The sequence below is a fragment of the Bradyrhizobium sp. in8p8 genome (genome assembly GCF_000426845.1).
GTDB classification, from domain to species: Bacteria; Pseudomonadota; Alphaproteobacteria; order Rhizobiales; family Xanthobacteraceae; genus Bradyrhizobium; species Bradyrhizobium japonicum_C.
Genome location: NZ_AUGD01000030.1, coordinates 15,227 through 31,180 on the forward strand (window position 1 = coordinate 15,227; position 15,954 = coordinate 31,180).

At 61.5% G+C, this 15,954-nt stretch carries 13 protein-coding genes; 7 read left to right on the forward strand and 6 right to left on the reverse strand.

Going from position 1 to position 15,954, the window contains the following annotated elements:
* The 5 genes from trbL to K408_RS41630 are packed head-to-tail and all read left to right on the forward strand — an operon-like array spanning position 1 to position 4,600.
* Positions 1 to 1,356, forward strand: a complete 1,356-nt coding sequence (gene trbL / locus K408_RS0135150; RefSeq protein ID WP_006022581.1) for a P-type conjugative transfer protein TrbL — start codon at positions 1 to 3, stop codon at positions 1,354 to 1,356.
* Between the two features lie 2 nt (positions 1,357 to 1,358).
* Complete coding sequence (gene trbF, locus K408_RS0135155; RefSeq protein ID WP_006022580.1) at positions 1,359 to 2,042, forward strand: conjugal transfer protein TrbF; 684 nt, start codon at positions 1,359 to 1,361, stop codon at positions 2,040 to 2,042.
* On the forward strand, positions 2,039 to 3,106 hold the full coding sequence (gene trbG / locus K408_RS0135160) for a P-type conjugative transfer protein TrbG (RefSeq protein ID WP_006022579.1): 1,068 nt from the start codon (positions 2,039 to 2,041) through the stop codon (positions 3,104 to 3,106). The genes trbF and trbG overlap by 4 nt, the downstream gene beginning before the upstream one ends.
* Positions 3,103 to 4,359 carry a TraB/TrbI/VirB10 family type IV secretion system protein gene (locus tag K408_RS0135165; protein WP_006022578.1) on the forward strand — a complete coding sequence of 419 codons (1,257 nt, stop codon included), beginning with the start codon at positions 3,103 to 3,105 and terminating at the stop codon, positions 4,357 to 4,359. The genes trbG and K408_RS0135165 overlap by 4 nt, the downstream gene beginning before the upstream one ends.
* 1 nt (position 4,360) lies before the next feature.
* Entirely contained in the window at positions 4,361 to 4,600 is a 240-nt protein-coding gene (locus K408_RS41630) for a DUF2274 domain-containing protein (RefSeq protein WP_006022577.1), read from the forward strand.
* Here the strand turns inward: K408_RS41630 and K408_RS0135170 are convergent.
* The 6 genes from K408_RS0135170 to mgtA all read right to left on the reverse strand — a co-directional run bounded on the left by K408_RS0135170 (position 4,533) and on the right by mgtA (position 13,813).
* A complete protein-coding gene (locus K408_RS0135170; protein WP_024343196.1) occupies positions 4,533 to 5,492 on the reverse strand; it encodes a LysR family transcriptional regulator in 960 nt (319 codons plus the stop codon). The two genes, K408_RS41630 and K408_RS0135170, sit on opposite strands and share 68 nt — an antisense overlap.
* A gap of 312 nt (positions 5,493 to 5,804) precedes the next feature.
* Positions 5,805 to 6,437: a response regulator transcription factor gene (locus K408_RS0135175; protein WP_006022575.1), complete on the reverse strand. Its 633-nt coding sequence runs from the start codon at positions 6,435 to 6,437 to the stop codon at positions 5,805 to 5,807.
* Entirely contained in the window at positions 6,437 to 7,501 is a 1,065-nt protein-coding gene (locus K408_RS0135180) for a sensor histidine kinase (RefSeq protein WP_006022574.1), read from the reverse strand. Before K408_RS0135180 ends, K408_RS0135175 begins: the two co-directional genes overlap by 1 nt.
* 90 nt (positions 7,502 to 7,591) lie before the next feature.
* Positions 7,592 to 8,290, reverse strand: coding sequence for an MgtC/SapB family protein (locus K408_RS0135185; RefSeq protein ID WP_006022573.1), 699 nt, complete (start codon positions 8,288 to 8,290; stop codon positions 7,592 to 7,594).
* An 87-nt stretch (positions 8,291 to 8,377) separates the two neighbouring features.
* Entirely contained in the window at positions 8,378 to 10,537 is a 2,160-nt protein-coding gene (locus tag K408_RS0135190; protein ID WP_006022572.1) for a carbohydrate porin, read from the reverse strand.
* 561 nt (positions 10,538 to 11,098) lie between these two features.
* Entirely contained in the window at positions 11,099 to 13,813 is a 2,715-nt protein-coding gene (gene mgtA, locus K408_RS0135195; RefSeq protein WP_006022571.1) for a magnesium-translocating P-type ATPase, read from the reverse strand.
* Positions 13,814 to 14,782: 969 nt separating this feature from the next.
* Between mgtA and K408_RS42485 the strand changes: the two genes are divergently transcribed.
* Positions 14,783 to 15,259, forward strand: a complete 477-nt coding sequence (locus K408_RS42485) for a hypothetical protein (RefSeq protein WP_124810153.1) — start codon at positions 14,783 to 14,785, stop codon at positions 15,257 to 15,259.
* A 145-nt stretch (positions 15,260 to 15,404) separates the two neighbouring features.
* The gene (locus K408_RS44505) at positions 15,405 to 15,650 is read left to right on the forward strand and encodes a PilZ domain-containing protein (protein WP_080655009.1); all 246 of its coding nucleotides are present in this window, start codon (positions 15,405 to 15,407) and stop codon (positions 15,648 to 15,650) included.
* Positions 15,651 to 15,954 lie beyond the last annotated feature (304 nt).

Here is a 15,954-nt window from a genome sequence, read left to right on the forward strand (position 1 = left end):
ATGGGCGGCACCGGTGTCATCGACCATTTCCTCGAGGTCTTCACTCGCTACATCGACGGAGGATTCGGGCTGCTCGGCGGCGAAGTCGGTTTCATCGCCACCACCTTGATCGTCATCGACGTCACGCTCGCCGCGCTTTTCTGGTCATGGGGCGCCGACGACGACATCATGGCGAGGCTGGTCAAGAAGACGCTCTTCGTCGGTGTCTTCGCCTACCTGATCTCCAACTGGAACAATCTCGCCCGCATCGTCTTCGAGAGCTTCGCGGGCCTCGGCCTGAAGGCTTCGGGAACGGGCTTTGCCGTGAGCGATCTCATGCGCCCCGGCAAGGTGGCGCAGACTGGTCTCGATGCCGGCCGGCCGCTGCTCGACTCCATCTCCAGCCTGATGGGCTACTGGTCGTTCTTCGAGAACTTCATCCAGATCGCCTGCATGTTTTTCGCCTGGGCGCTGGTGCTGCTGGCGTTCTTCATCCTGGCGATCCAGCTCTTCGTCACCCTGATCGAGTTCAAGCTGACCACGCTCGCCGGCTTCGTCCTCATTCCCTTCGGCCTGTTCGGCAAATCGGCGTTCATGGCCGAGCGCGTGCTCGGCAACGTCATCTCCTCCGGCATCAAGGTGCTGGTGCTCGCCGTCATCATCGGCATCGGCTCGACGCTGTTCTCCGAGTTCACCTCGGGCTTCAACGGCGCAACGCCATCGATCGACGATGCCATGGCGATCGTGCTTGCCGCGCTGTCGCTGCTTGGTCTCGGCATCTTCGGTCCCGGCATCGCTAACGGCCTCATCTCCGGTGGCCCGCAGCTCGGCGCCGGCGCGGCCATTGGCACTGGTCTTGCCGCCGGCGGCGTTGTCGCAGCAGGCGCGGCCGCTGCCGGCGCCGTCGTGACAGGCGGCGCTGCACTTGCTGGCGGCGCTGCCGCCGCCGCGCGTGGCGGTGCAGCCCTCGCCGGTGGCGCCTCCACCGCCTACAGCCTCGGCGCGGCCGGCCAGGCCGGCGCATCCGGCGTCGCGTCGGGTCTTGGCAGTGTTGCCAGCACCGGCGCGAAGGCGGCCGTCTCACCGCTGAAGCGCGCAGCCGGTCGTGCCGCCGACAGCCTGAAGCAGAGCTATCAGGCCGGTGGCCAGGCCGCGACGGAGATCGCCACCGGCGCATCCGGTGCTGCGACGACCGCCACCGCGGAGGCCGCATCTCCCGGAGCTGCGTCTTCCACCAGCGACGGGCCGCCGGCCTGGGCGAAACGCATGAAGCGCTCGCAGCAGATGTCCCATGGCGTTCAGGCCGCCGCCCACGCCGTGCGTAGCGGCGACAGCCATGGCGGCGGCTCCTCCGTCAACCTCTCCGAAAGCGACTGACCATGTTCAAGCGACCATCCACCCACTACGGCAAAGCCCCTCAGCCCGAGACTCCCTATCAGCGCGCCGCTCAGGTCTGGGACGATCGCATCGGCTCCGCCCGCGTGCAGGCCCGTAACTGGCGCTACATGGCCTTCGGATCATTGGCCCTCGCGGGCGGCCTTTCGGCCGCGCTGGTCTGGCAGTCCGCCAACGGCTCGATCGTGCCTTGGGTAGTGCAGGTCGACCGGCTCGGCCAGGCGCAGGCGATCGCGCCGGCGACCGCCGACTATCAGCCAAACGATCCGCAAATCGCCTTCTACCTCGCGCGCTTCATCGAGCAGGTCCGCTCGATCCCGTCCGACGCCATCATCGTGCGGCAGAACTGGCTGCGCGCCTACGACTTCACGACACAGGGTGGCGCGCTCGCGCTGAACGATTATGCGCGCGCCAACGACCCCTTCACCAAGGTCGGCAAGCAGCAGATCGCGATCGAAGTGTCGTCGGTGATCCGCGCCTCGCCGTCGAGCTTCCGCATCGCCTGGATCGAGCGACGCTATCAGGACGGCTCACTGGCCTCCACCGAACGCTGGTCCGCGATCCTCACCGTCGTCGTGCAGCCCCCACGCGACGCCGACACGCTGCGGAAGAACCCACTCGGAATCTACATCAACGCCATCAACTGGTCGAAGGAGCTTGGACAATGACGCCCGCACTCCGCAAAGCCGCCCCTTGGAGTGCAGGGCTCCCGGCTTTGCTCATCCACGTAGTTCCGGTTTTCCGCAAATCCGCTTTGCCGGGAATCTTGCTCGCCGGTTCGGCGCTGGCAGGGTGCGCCACTCACACCCCGCCGCCGGAGATTTCCTACGACAATGCGGTGCCGGCTGTGCAGACCTCCGATCCGCCAGCGCCCGTCCGGGTGGTGGAGCTTCCCAAACCGCTCCCGCTGCCTGGTCAGTTGAAGCCCATCGGCAAGGACGGCAAGCCCGAGCCGGAACCGTCCGATCCCGCCGCGCGCGTCAACCAGGCCAATGCCGCAGCGCGCGTCCAGCCCGTCCGCAACGGCTTCATCAACTCGATGCAGGTCTATCCCTTCGTCGATGGCGCGCTCTATCAGGTCTACGCCTCGCCGGGGCAGATCACCGACATCGCGCTTCAGCCCGGCGAGCAGCTCGTCGGCTCCGGTCCTGTCGCCGCTGGCGACACAGTGCGCTGGATCATCGGCGATACCGAGAGCGGCGTTGGCGCGGCCAAGCAGGTCCATATCCTCGTGAAGCCAACGCGGGCCGAGCTGATGACCAATCTCGTCATCAACACCGACCGGCGCACCTATCACATGGAGCTGCGCGCGACGCCATCGACCTATATGGCATCGGTGTCTTGGCAATATCCGCAGGACCAGCTCATCGCGCTGCGCCGCCAGAACAGCCAAGCCGAGGCCGCGCAGCCGGTGTCGGGCGGCATCGATCTCGCCCGTGTCAATTTCCGCTACGAGGTGACCGGCGACCGCGCACCGTGGCGGCCGCTGCGCGCCTTCGATGACGGCAAGCAGGTGTTCATCGAATTCCCCCGCGGCATCGGACAGGGCGAGATGCCGCCCTTGTTCGTGGTCGGACCGGAGGGCGACACCTCCGAGCTGGTGAACTATCGCGTGCGCGGCAACTACATGATCGTCGATCGACTGTTCGCCGCCGCCGAACTGCGGTTCGGCGCGGGCAAGAACCAGAAGCGTGTCCGCATCTCCCGCACCGACGGGAGGCCGGCATCGTGAGCGACGAACGCGATCCCGAAAAGGAGGAAGGCCGGACGCCCGGTTCGGCGCCCCAGCCTCAGCCGACCGACGACGACGCTCGGCCGCTGACCGGCGAGCCGGCCGCGACCATGCGGCTGCGCGCCGAGCCGCCGCGTGTGACCCGCCTGTCCCGCAAGGTGCTGGCCGGTCTGGGTCTTGCGGCAAGCCTCGGTGTCGGTGGGGCGCTGATCTATGCGCTCCAGACTCGTCACAGCGGCCAGGGTCAGGAGCTTTACTCTACGGACAACCGCTCGACACCGGACGGTCTGGCTGGATTGCCGAAGGATTATTCCGGCGTCCCGAAGCTCGGCCCGCCGCTGCCCGGCGACCTCGGTCGCCCGATCCTCAACGCGCAGAACGGTGGCACAGTGCCGCCGATCGGCGCACCGGCATCAGGTCCGACGGGACCGAGCCCCGAGGAACAGCGCCGGGCGCAGGAACTGGAGGCGGCTCGGACCGCACGGCTGTTCGCATCCACCGAGACTCGGCCCGCTACGGCTGGAGCTTCGACACAGCCGACTGCGACCGCCACGCCGTCGGCCGATCTCGCCAGCCTCGGCCTTGCGCCGCAGCCAGCGACACCCTCCGCGCAGGATCGTCAGCTCGCATTCCTCAATCAGACGCCCGACAAGCGCACTGTCTCGCCGGATCGCGTTGCCGCGCCAGCGTCGAAGAACGTCCTGCAGGCCGGCGCCGTCATCGCGGCCGCGCTCATCACCGGCATCCGCTCCGACCTGCCGGGTCAGATCACCGCACAGGTGACGGAGAACATCTATGACAGCCCGACCGGCAAGATCCTGCTTGTGCCACAGGGCACGCGCGTTATCGGCCAGTATGACAGTGGCGTCGGCTTCGGTCAGAGGCGCATACTTCTCGTCTGGAACCGGCTGATCTTCCCCAATGGCCGCTCCATCGTTCTGGAGCGTCAGCCTGGTGCGGACGCCGAGGGCTATGCGGGCCTTGAGGATGGCGTCGACTATCACTGGGGCGAACTGTTCAAGGCCGCTGCACTTTCCACGATTCTGAGCATCGGTGCGGAGGCGGGCTCGTCTGGCCAGGACAGCGATATTGTGCGGGCGCTGCGACAGGGTGCCTCCAATAGCGTCAGTCAAACCGGCCAGCAGATCGTCCAGCGCCAGCTCAACATCGCACCGACCCTCACCATCCGGCCAGGCTTGCCCGTCCGCGTCATCGTCACCCGCGATCTCGTTCTCGAACCCTACGGAGGCTGACATGACCAAGCTGAAATTGGGAGCGATCGTCGACGACAAACCGGTGAAGGTCACGGTGGAGTTACCGGCAAGCCTGCATCGCGACCTAACGGCCTACGCAGAAATTCTCGGCCGCGAAGCGAGGCAACCGCCGGCCGATCCCGTTCGCCTCATCGCTCCGATGCTGGAGCGGTTCATAGCCACGGATCGGGGATTTGCGAAAGCGAGGAAGTCAAAAGAACTGCCGAAACCGTCTGAATGATTGTGGCGGCAGCCGAGCGCGACATTGAACGCGCAAGACTGAGGAGGCGGCGCCAGGCCGGGTTATCATTCCGCGGCGACCACACCGCGCAGAACGGCAGAACCTCGCCGGCAAGCTGCCGATAGGCAGTTCCCGGAAACTGAGCCGCCGTCCCGGCCTCGCTCATGACCGTGACGCCTTGGCCGATCGCCACAAGCGACAGGAGATTGTCCCTCCCGACGTATTGGGTATCGATTTCTGGGTGACGCCCAAGATCGGCGAGGCGTTGAACCAAATAGTCGTGAATTTCCGATCCAGGGGCACCGTCACTTACAATGAATCTCTCGTCCACAAGATCACGCCAGCCAAGCTCCGATTTCTCAGAGAGAGGATGATCGCTGGGAAGTACGGCGAATACTCGCTCGGACCAAAGTTGCTCTGTTTCACAGTCCGACCACTGTGTGGTTCCCGTGATAAAAGCCACATCGAGTTGAAGTCGCCGGATCGAGGCAACGTGATCCGCAGGATCGCCGTCAAAAAATTCGACCCGTACACTTGCATGCTCCTTGCCGTAGGCTCCCAGCAGATCGGACAGGAATCCAGACGCGAGCGACGAAAAGATGCCGACCTTGATATGCCCCCGCTCGGAGCGACCTATGGCGGCCACATCCTTCGCGCCGCAGTCGATCTGTTGAAGTGCTTTGCGTGCTCGACGCACAAACTGCTGTCCTGCCAACGTCAGGCAGACGCCGCCGTTGTGCCTCTGAAATAGGGAAGCGCCGAGTTCGTCTTCGAGATCGCGAACGCGACGGCTGATCGCCGATTCCTGTATTCCCAAGGCCAAGGCCGCCTTTCGGAAGCTGCCATATTCGGCCGCCGCAAGAAAATACCGGATCTGGCGGAATTCAAGCATCGGTCAATTGCGACCGAGATCTATTCGAAATGATTCCTGGCCTCGCGACGGTCCATCGTCCGCTCGTTGCGAGCATCGCTCTGTAAGCACCATCTACCACGACCATCGCGCCCCGACCGCAGCTAAGGCAAGACCTCCCGATTCTCACCCTAGAATAGACGGCTACAGACGCTCATTGGCCGATGATCTTATATAGATTCGATATACCAACGTATCTTCGAAATATACCGTGTTCTGAAAGGGGGGGGGGTGGCACGCCCGCGCAGATCGCGCACCAGTTCGCGGTGCAGGGGCTCTCCTCTCAGTCGAGATTCAAACGCTCAAACTGTCCGACATTCTAACAAGGTCAATAATCGTCTTGGCCTGCATCTTCTGCATGAGATGGCTACGGCGAACCTTCACCGTGATCTCGCTAACATTCAGGTCGGCGGCGATTTGTTTATTGAGGAGGCCCTTTACAACGAGCTTGAAAACGTCTCGTTCGCCGGGCGTCAATGTCTCCCAACGCGCATTCAAATCCAGCGAACGCGCTTCGCTCTCGCGCCTTCGCCGGTCTTTTTCGATCGCTTGTTGGATAGCATCCAGCAGGTCTTGGTCGCGAAACGGCTTGGTCAAGAACTCGAAGGCGCCATTCTTGATGGCGTTCACGCCCATCGTGATGTCCCCATGTCCCGTGATGAATATCGTCGGCAGATGAATGCCGTATTCAGGCATTTGCCGATGAAAATCGATCCCGCTTTGTCCGGGCATTCTCACATCGAGCAGCAGGCAGCCGGGCGCGTCCGGCATGGAGCTTTCCAGAAATTCGGCAACCGAGCTATACGAGCGCACCTGTAGCCCAACGGATGCGAGCAAATCTTCGAGCGCGGCGCGAACGGACCGATCGTCATCGATGACATAGACGATGGGCTGCGGCCGCGAATCCGCCGTCGGTTCATTTTTCATCAGGCTGCCTCCATGTGGCGCGGCAGGCGCACCTCAAATACGGTCCCGCCTCCAGGGACTGGAGCCGCGGAAATCTGTCCGCCATTCGCTTCAACGATCGTCTGACTGATGGTAAGGCCAAGACCCATGCCTCCCTCTTTCGTCGTCCAGAAGGCGTCAAAGAGGTGCTCACGAGCTCCCGGCGCCAGACCGGTGCCGGAATCGGCCACCGCGAGAACGATCGCATCCCGTCCATCCTGCGAGGCGGCAATTCGCAGACGACGCTCGGGCAATGCGCGGTCCGACATCGCCTCGGTCGCATTGAGGACGAGATTGCTGATGACCTGCTGGATCTGGACCCGATCGGCAAAAACGCGAGGTAGGCCGTCATGCAGGTCCAGTTGCAAGGCGACGCCGCCACGCTCGATCTCGCCGCGCGACAAGGTCGCGATTTCCATGACAGCTTCCCTGAGGTCGAATGGTTGTCGGCGCGGCGCCTCGCCCTTCGAAAGGGCGCGAATGCGCGCGATGACCTGGCTTGCCCGGTTGGCATCGCTGACGATGCGGTCGAGCGCGAGGCGGGCCTTGTCGAGATTTGGCGGCTCCTGGGCAAGCCATCGGGTGCACGCGCCGCCGCTGGCGACGACGGCAGCCAGGGGCTGGTTGACTTCGTGCGCGATCGACGCCGACAGTTGACCGAGCGTCGTGACCCGCGCAATTCGCAAAAGCCGATCGCGCGCCTCCAGCGCCTCGGCCTTCGCAGCCACCATCCTTAAACTGAGATAGGTTGTAACGCCGATCGCAACGATACTAATCCCGGTATTGACGATGCCGACCTCATACGCACCGGAGTGGGTCAAGAAAAAACTGATCAGGGTCAGCGCGACACAAATGCAAGCGAGGGCCACTACAGCCGTGCCAGACAAGATGCGTGTCGCAACGAGAATGACCGCTGTGTAGAATACGGCCGCTGCGATGGCGTAGTCCGTGACCGTATCGGCGATAAAAATGCCGGCCATCGCAACGCCCATCGCGATCAACGTCAGCGCCGATCCGGGACGTATATCATTGGCGATCTTGAGCATTGTTCACCTTCTCGATCAACTTACCTACTTTCAATATTCTTCCCTGGAGAATCTACTCCGCCGTGTACCTAGATAACTATTGCTTCTCGGTCACTCGCCTGGCTCGAACCGCCACCGAGCAGATGTTACCAGCGGCTCCAGACTGAGACGACCGATAATCTGTTCCAAAAGGCGATCCTGCCGAGTGTCGGCTCGCACTGTCGCGCTCACCTGGACTCGGTTTGTGTCCTCGATATTCGTGCTTTCGAGGTCGCGGATGTGCAGCGCACCGGCGAGATCGCGAAGAAGAAGCGCCCGAACATGCGCCTCAGCCTCTCCATGGCAGATGATGCTGATCGCATATGCGCTGTCCAACGGGCTTGCGGCGAATGACTGGCGCTCAACGAGGCGCACGAGCGGGCGCAGAACTGCGTTGACGGCGATGACGAACGTCGTCGCAATCAATGCATGAAAGAAAAATCCGGCCCCACACAGCGCGCCGATCGCGGCGGAGCACCACAGCGTCGCGGCGGTGTTGAGCCCGCGCACATTCAACCCTTCCTTGAAGATGATGCCGGCGCCCATAAAGCCGATGCCGGAAACAATCTGGGCCGCAACGCGCGTCGGGCTCGCCTCGCCGGGGAACAGCCCGGCAAAGAGGACGAAGATGGCCGCGCCGAGCGCGACGAGGGTATTGGTTCGCAGCCCGGCCAGGCGCTGGCGCCATTGCCGTTCGAAGCCGATCAAGCCGCCAAGAAGGAATGCGCCCCCGAGCGTGAGTGCGGTGTGGCCAAGGCTTTGCCAATCCATCTGAATGTGTTCCCATCTCGTTGCGTCGGTCGCGCCCTCCCGAGGCGCAAGCCCGCGCTATTGCTGGAATTGCCACTCCACTCGCTGTCAGAATTCGGCGTGGGCGCGAAGCGACAGAATCGAGGCTGGTCCGCGGTCGGCGTTGTAGGCGGGGTTTGCAACAAACTGATAGTCGAAGGTGACGGTGCTCCAGCCGTTGACCCGCAAGGCGTAATACGCCTCGACGATCGACTCGTGGCCGTAGCGCAGTCTCCCATCACCGATCAGCAACCCCGTGCCTCCGGCGGCGAGGAAGTTACGATGTGCACTCGAGAGGCCGTTGACCGCAGCACCGACTCCGATCGTGTCCGCAGGCCGTCCCCATGCAGAACCCTTTAGGGAGAAACCACCGGAAATGCTGCGGTCGATGTCCGTGAAGGAGAGGATTTCGGTGCGGCCGTCGTTCCAGCTTGCACGGGCGAAAAGCCCGAGGTCAGCTGTCAAAGCCTGTTCGATATTTCCATAAAAGCCATACTTATTCTGATTGCGGCGCAGGGCCGTCATCGCATCGTTGATATCTGTTTGAGGGCTCGCTTGCGCGAGGTTGATAGCGTCGCGATACGCGCCGGTGTAACCACGGTTGATGAAAGCGCCGATCCGAACCTTACCCGGCTGCCCGAACAGGCTGTGCCGTTCCTCGAACTCGACGGCGCCACCGCCGCCCCCATTGAAGACCAAAACATCACTGTTCGGCTCCCTGGGCACTTGGAAGGCCCCGGCTCGCACAGCCCAATCCTTACGATTCAGCTCGATGACCGCACCGCGCGTCATGCCGGGAAGGTCGGCGGGGAAGTCATAGGCCCCCGACGACCAGATTGCCCAATTCATGAAATCCGCGCGCGGATCCTTGGCATAGGCATTCGCGTCGAAGAAATCGCCAACCGCGAAACGACCAACCGTGACAGTGACGCGATCGATATCGCGTCGCCCCGCCAGTTGCAGGGGGCCGTCTGCGACATCCTCCTGCTCGCCACCAAGACCGAATGTCTGCTGAAGATAGTAGCGCTGTGGCCGAAATTTCGGAAATTCAGCGCCGCCTTTTTGCGCTTCTCCATTTGGAAAGCCTGCGAGTCCGAGCGTCCCGTTCAGCCCGAAGCCTTGGGCTAGCTCGGGATTGAAATAGAACGCACCACCGTCCCAAAGCCTCACGCCAAGAAATGCGTCCGCGGTCCACGTCTCACGAACTTGCCCACCACCGGGCAGGCTGGCGCTGGAAGCGTAGGGGGAACGAATCGCGGGATAGCCTTGGGCGATGAATGTGGTCTGGCCATGAATATTCCAGTCCGGCGACATTTCGACAGTTGCCGGTGGTCTTGGGAGTGTCGAGGCCACATCGCCCAGTCGGTAGTTCAGGCCAAGCGTGAACCTCTGGGTTCGGGGGCGGACGGACACATCGCGCAGTCCGGCACCATCGAGTCGATAGGTCGAGGAAGCCAGATCGAGGTAGTCGTACTGGACGCGTGCCGTCCATGGTCCGCCTAAGGCCATTTCGACACCTGCGCCTGCCGTCCACCCAGCGTGCCAGCGCCCCAGTTTTGACAAAACGCTGCCGTCATCGCCATTGATGTCGACGTTCGTTCGTGTCCAAGCGAGGCCTCCCGTTGCATAGGGGAGGAATGGGCCAAAAGCATAGCCGATCCTGCCACGCACCGTCCCCACGACATCCAGGGATGTGTTGAAGGGAGCCGGTATCCGTCGCGTCTCATCGGGCGGGCTCACAAAAGTGACATCGGCTTCCGCGCCGAGCACCCAACGATCGCTGGCCTGAAAGTTGTAGCCTCCCTGAAAGCCGCCGATCATTCCTGTCACCGTAGGCGGCAGGCCAACGGACTGATTCAAGACGGGGTTCGTTCCCGGGCCAAGGCTGCCAGCCCCGAAACCGGTGTGTCCGCCAAAATAGACGCCCGACCAGTCGGGCCCGCCCGATTCCACCTTATTGTCACGCGAGGCCCCCGGTGCCTTCGTTGGCATCGCCAGGATGGGTTGCGGTCCACTAGTGTTGAGCCGTGCCGCATCCGGATGGCCGGGAGTCGTTTGAAGTTCTTGCGCGTGCGCTTTGGTTACCTGAAGAACCGCTACAAGACCGAGCGCCAGCAAGTAGAAAGCGATCACCATCAGTCGGCAAAAAAGAACCCGACGACGCCTGAAAACCTTCAGTCCGGTGGTGATAGTGAAATTGGGAAGTCCGTGGGTCGTAAAATAAGTCATGGGCTACTCCTGGCGTCGGGTTGCGAGAGCGCCCGGCGCCAATAGCCGCGAGCTGCCCTCCTAGTTTTCTCGTGAATTCAAGCGGCGCGAGTTGTTGGTCGCGCCGCGACTAGATGGGTCGTCCATTTGAAGCTCCTTGCTGATCGAAGTCCGGTTCAGGTCCGGGCCTCGTGCTTTGGTTCCATGCAAGCGATCGTTTTGCGCTTGTGTGGCTCACCAGCGGCAACGCCGCATTCGCGATATCGCCGCTCTGTTCAACCGTGCGCCGCAACGCAGCAGGAATCTGAGCTTGAAACCGTCCAGCAGACGGCGACGAGCAAGGTGAACGGCCGCATGCGTCACGAACATCGCCAAAACCGCCAAAGCCCAACACAAACGTCTGTCCAACCGATTCCGAAGCGACGACCTGGCATCGCCCGGCTCGCGATTGTGGGGCGGACGCGGCGCTTGTCGCCTCGGCGGTGGCGGCCCTTGTCGCGGGCAGTCTCCAGCCTGCGGCGGCGCAAATCTCAGGATCAACGGTGATGTGGACATGATCAGGACCTCTCATGCGCTTGGCCGTCAGAACCATTGTCCGAACCGGCGGATGTAGACGGTCTTCATCAGTTGAGCGACGAGGCAGTAGCAGAGCAGCGTTCCGGCCAGCCACGGGAAGTAGGCGATAGGCAGGGGCTGCAATCCGATGGCTGCTCCCAGCGGAGAGAACGGCAAATAGATCCCCAGTACGCAGATGACGCTCGACATCAGCAAGACCGGCAAAGCCGCTGTGCTGTTGACGAAGGGAATCTTCTGGGTACGCAGCATATGGACCACGAGCGTTTGAGAAAGCAGGCCCTCGATGAACCAGCCCGACTGAAAGAGCGATTGATGCTCCGGGCTATTGGCGGCAAAGACGAACCACATCAGAGCGAACGTCGTGATGTCGAAGATCGAGGACGTCGGCCCGATCCAGATCATGAAACGACCGATATTCTTGGCATCCCACTTCCGCGGTTTGCTGAGAAACTCCTTGTCCATGTGATCCCAAGGCAGCGCCAATTGGGAAATGTCGTACATCAGGTTTTGCACGAGCAAATGGATCGACAGCATCGGCAGGAACGGAATGAATGCGCTCGCCACCAGCACTGAAAACACGTTTCCGAAGTTCGAGCTGGCGGTCATGTTGAGGTATTTCATGATGTTGCCGAAGGTTTCGCGCCCCTTCAGCACACCCTCCTCAAGAACCATCAGGCTCTTCTCGAGCAGGATGATATCGGCCGACTCCTTCGCAATATCGGCGCCGCTATCGACGGAAATGCCGACATCGGCATCGCGCAGCGCCGGGGCGTCATTGATGCCGTCACCGAGAAATCCGACGGTATGACCGTTAGCCTGAAGCGCCTGCAATACACGCGACTTCTGGAGCGGAGTGAGCTTCGCGAAGATCGTCCGCTCCTCGACCAAAACGCGAAGCGCGGTGTCGTCCAATTTTTCTATGTCGCGCCCGAGTACGGCTTGGCCCGGTTCAAGTCCTACTTCACGGCAGATCTTGGCACTCACGACCGCATTGTCGCCCGTAAGAACCTTGACCTTGACGCCATGCTCCGCGAGCGCAGCGATTGCTGGTCCAGCCGTCTCCTTTGGCGGGTCGAGAAAAGTAAGGAACCCCTGAATCGTGAGATCGGCTTCGTCCGCGATGGCATAATGCGTCTTGGCCTCGGACGCCACAAACCCTCGGGTGGCGACGACCAGCACACGGAATCCGTCCTCGTTGTACGCCCGAGCCATCGCAGCCAGATTCTTGCGCTCAACGTCACCAAGGCGGATCAGATCTTTGCCTCTTCTGACGTGCGTAGAGATCGACAGCATCTCCTCAACCGCGCCCTTGCAGATGAGCAAGTGATCTCCGTCCTCGCCCTCGACGACCACTGAGAGTCGGCGGCGCACGAAGTCGAACGGAAGTTCATCGACTTTTCGGTAGCTCGCGGCCGTGTTCGTGATGGCTGGCTCCGCCCCGGCGAATCGCACGACGGCCTGATCCATCAGGTTCTTCACGCCGCTCTGGTGGTAGCTGTTCAACCAGCCCAACCGGAGAACGTCAGCGTTGGGTTGCCCGGTAACGTCGACGTGGTGCTCCAGAATGATCTTGTCCTGAGTCAGCGTGCCGGTCTTGTCCGTGCAGAGAACATCCATCGCGCCGAAGTTCTGAATGGCGTTGAGTCGCTTCACGACGACTTTGCGCCGCGCCATCGCTACGGCGCCCTTCGCGAGGTTCGAGGAAACGATCATCGGCAGCATTTCGGGGGTAAGTCCGACGGCGACGGCAAGGCCGAACAACAGCGCTTCCACCCAGTCGCCTTTGGTCAGGCCGTTGATGACAAAGACGACAGGAACCATGACGAGCATGAAGCGGATGAGCAGCCAGCTCACACTGTTGATGCCGCGATCGAACGCCGTTTGAGCGCGCGATCCGACGATCGCCTTGGCTAACGATCCGAAATAGGTGCGAGCACCCGTGGCAACGACAAGCGCGGTCGCCGTGCCGCTCACGACGTTGGTGCCCATGAAGCAGACGTTGGGCATGTCGAGCGCGTTCATTTCGCTGGACGCTACGCTCGCCGCGGACTTCTCGGCGACAGACCCGAGCGTGTCATACTTCTCAACAGGGATGGCCTCACCGGTGAGCACTGCCTGGCTCACAAACAGATCGCGGGATTCGATCAGCCTCACGTCTGCCGGGATCATATCCCCTGCTGAAAGACGCACGATGTCGCCGGCGACGATCTCTCGCATCGGGATTTCGAATGCTTCGGGATTTGACGTTGCCGATCCTCGACGAAGAACCGTCGCCGTCGTGCGGACCATCGCCTTCAGAGCTTCGGCCGCAGCGCTCGATCGGTACTCCTGAACGAAGCGCATCAAGGCGCTGGCAAGCACCATCACGATGATGATGGTGACTTTTGTCGGATCCGCATCCTCGCCATGTTGAAGCCGAAGCCAGATGTCCGTTACAGCGCTGATCCCAGCCAGGATCAGCAGCACTGCAATGAACGGATTCTTGAAAGCGCCAAAAAACTGAACAACCGCTGGCAGGCGTCGCTCTTGCGCAACCTCATTGGGGCCGTCTTTTGCCAGCCGTTCGATCGCATCTCGGGCAATCAGGCCGTTGCGGTCGCCTTTGACGTTTTCGAAGGTGTCATCCAACCCATTCTGGGCTTCACGGACCGCCTTCATCGACAGCTTGCGTTCGTCTTTTCCGCGCGGCTTGAGAGCCGCCTTGAGGATGGGGGCATTCATTGGATGAATCTCCTGCCGCAAGCGCCGAGACCATGCGCCTCTCGGCACGGTCTTCGGCGCTTGGGGTCTTGGTCGGCTGAGGGGATAATGAAACCGATGCATCTTCACGACGCTCGGCATTCGGACCGCGCTTGAGCAGCGCAGCCGCTCTTCACCAGGGAGGGTCCGCACCTTCGCGCGACCGTGCGATTCTGCGCGAGTACGGATTGCCGCCCCGGCGGGGGTGAAGCCCGTCCAGGCCGGCGGACACCAGAACCATCGCCGTGCTGGCCTTATGCAGCGTGAGGGAATGCATCACACGCCTCACGCCGCAAAGCGACCATGCTGGTAAACTGCAAGAAGGAGTCCGGCGCGCTCGATCAATCGGCGCAACCCGCCGCCCGTGTCTGGTTCGGCGTCAAGCATCCAGATGCATTCGAGCCGACCGGTCTCGCCATTGACACGCCACGCCGCGACCAGTCGAGTCCGGTTCGTGCGGGGAGACTTCGTGAAAGGACGGTCACGCTCGCATCGCGGGTCGGCGAATGCGGGATTGCGTTTCGGCGAGGCGATCCGCGAAACGCGGAGCGAAGCCGGCAGAGTAAAAAATTGGAGAGTCATGTCTCACCTCCGTGACGAGCCGCTCGGCCGTCACAGGCGAGACTGATGATTCAGACTCGCGAGAACGACCTGAGCGGCACGCTTGCTCGACTACTGTCGCTTGGCATTGCTCGTTGATCCTCATGCGTCGGCAGCGGGTTGGAGCCGCTAGATGACATTGGCTGGATATCACCGTCATTCCTTGAGTGACAGTGTCTTGCGGGGTTGATCCGATATACAAAACAATATCCGGGATATACCATCGTATATTGTAAGGTCTTCGGCGATAACTACCTGCGCAATATCAAGCCGCTTAGACTCACCGGACACGGGCGCGTCGACTTCACTAGCGATGTGATCGCTCTGATTTATTTCGATCCGAGGTCTAGTGTGGGTATCGATATGGTTCTTGTCGAGCGCATCGTCGCGCGAAGCCCTCGTCTTCGGCGATTGCTTTATTCGTTGTCCTTAACCTTTCTGAAAGCGGCGTTTCGGTTTCGCCGCACGGGCTTGGATGCCTTTGCCCGACCGACATTGCGTTTATCGCAGTGTCTCTTTCGTACTGCCTCTTCGCGGATACGACGTCGTTATGCAGCCGAGCCGAAAATGACGTCGGACTCGCGCTTTGTGCTCCGTCGCCTTTCTCTCAAACTTTTGATCGTGCTGATCTTTGCCGGTGCTCAAAGCCCGCTGCCCTGGGGATTCGGGAAAGCGCTTACGATGATGCTGTTTATGAGCGCGGCTATCAGCTGTGCCTTGGCCCTCATGAACCACCAACGATTCAGATTGGGAGTCTTGAGCTACTGGGACGAATCTTTGGCCTTTGTCCTGCTCGGCCAAACCGCGCGGATGGTGTTTCTACGTTGAAGTATTGCGAGTGCGCTATGCCGGGGGCTCTCGTCTTCAAAATACTCGCCAATAACCTGCCACGCGATACGGGAATCGCGAAGGTGGCCGTCGAGGCGAGACGCGGGGCAGCGACAACCGCCTGCGGCGTCGTTTGGTATTGGTTATGACGGAGCGTCGCACCACTCGCCGTCGCCGCACGCTGTTGACGGGGAAGATCATTCTCAATCAGCGATCGTCCGTGATAAGTTGCGTCGTCCGAAACTTGTCGGACACAGGCGCCTGCCTCGAAGTTCCTGCTGCCCTGAACATTCCGGATGCCTTCGAGCTGAAAATAGAACCTGGCGGCGCTTGCTCACAGTGTCGAATAGTCTGGCGGAGCGCTACGCGCATCGGCGTGGCGTTCGATTGACACAAAGCTAGAACGCGCCTTCACTTTCAAGGGCGAGTGTAAAGGCGCTGGCCCGAGATACTGGCCGCGCGCACGGCGCTGCAGGCGTGACGGCTGATATGGCCGGACGGCAGGCTACAGAAATAACAAGGACAATGTGTGGGGGAAAGAGCCAATCTCACAAGGAGAATGGCGCGCCGTACTGGATAAAAGTGCGAACGCATATGTGATTGAATCTGCGATTAATTTATTTTGGGGCATCGTGATCCTCTCATCTTTCAGCGTTCGCCGGCTGCCGCCAATAGCCCCACCCAAACGGGTGCGC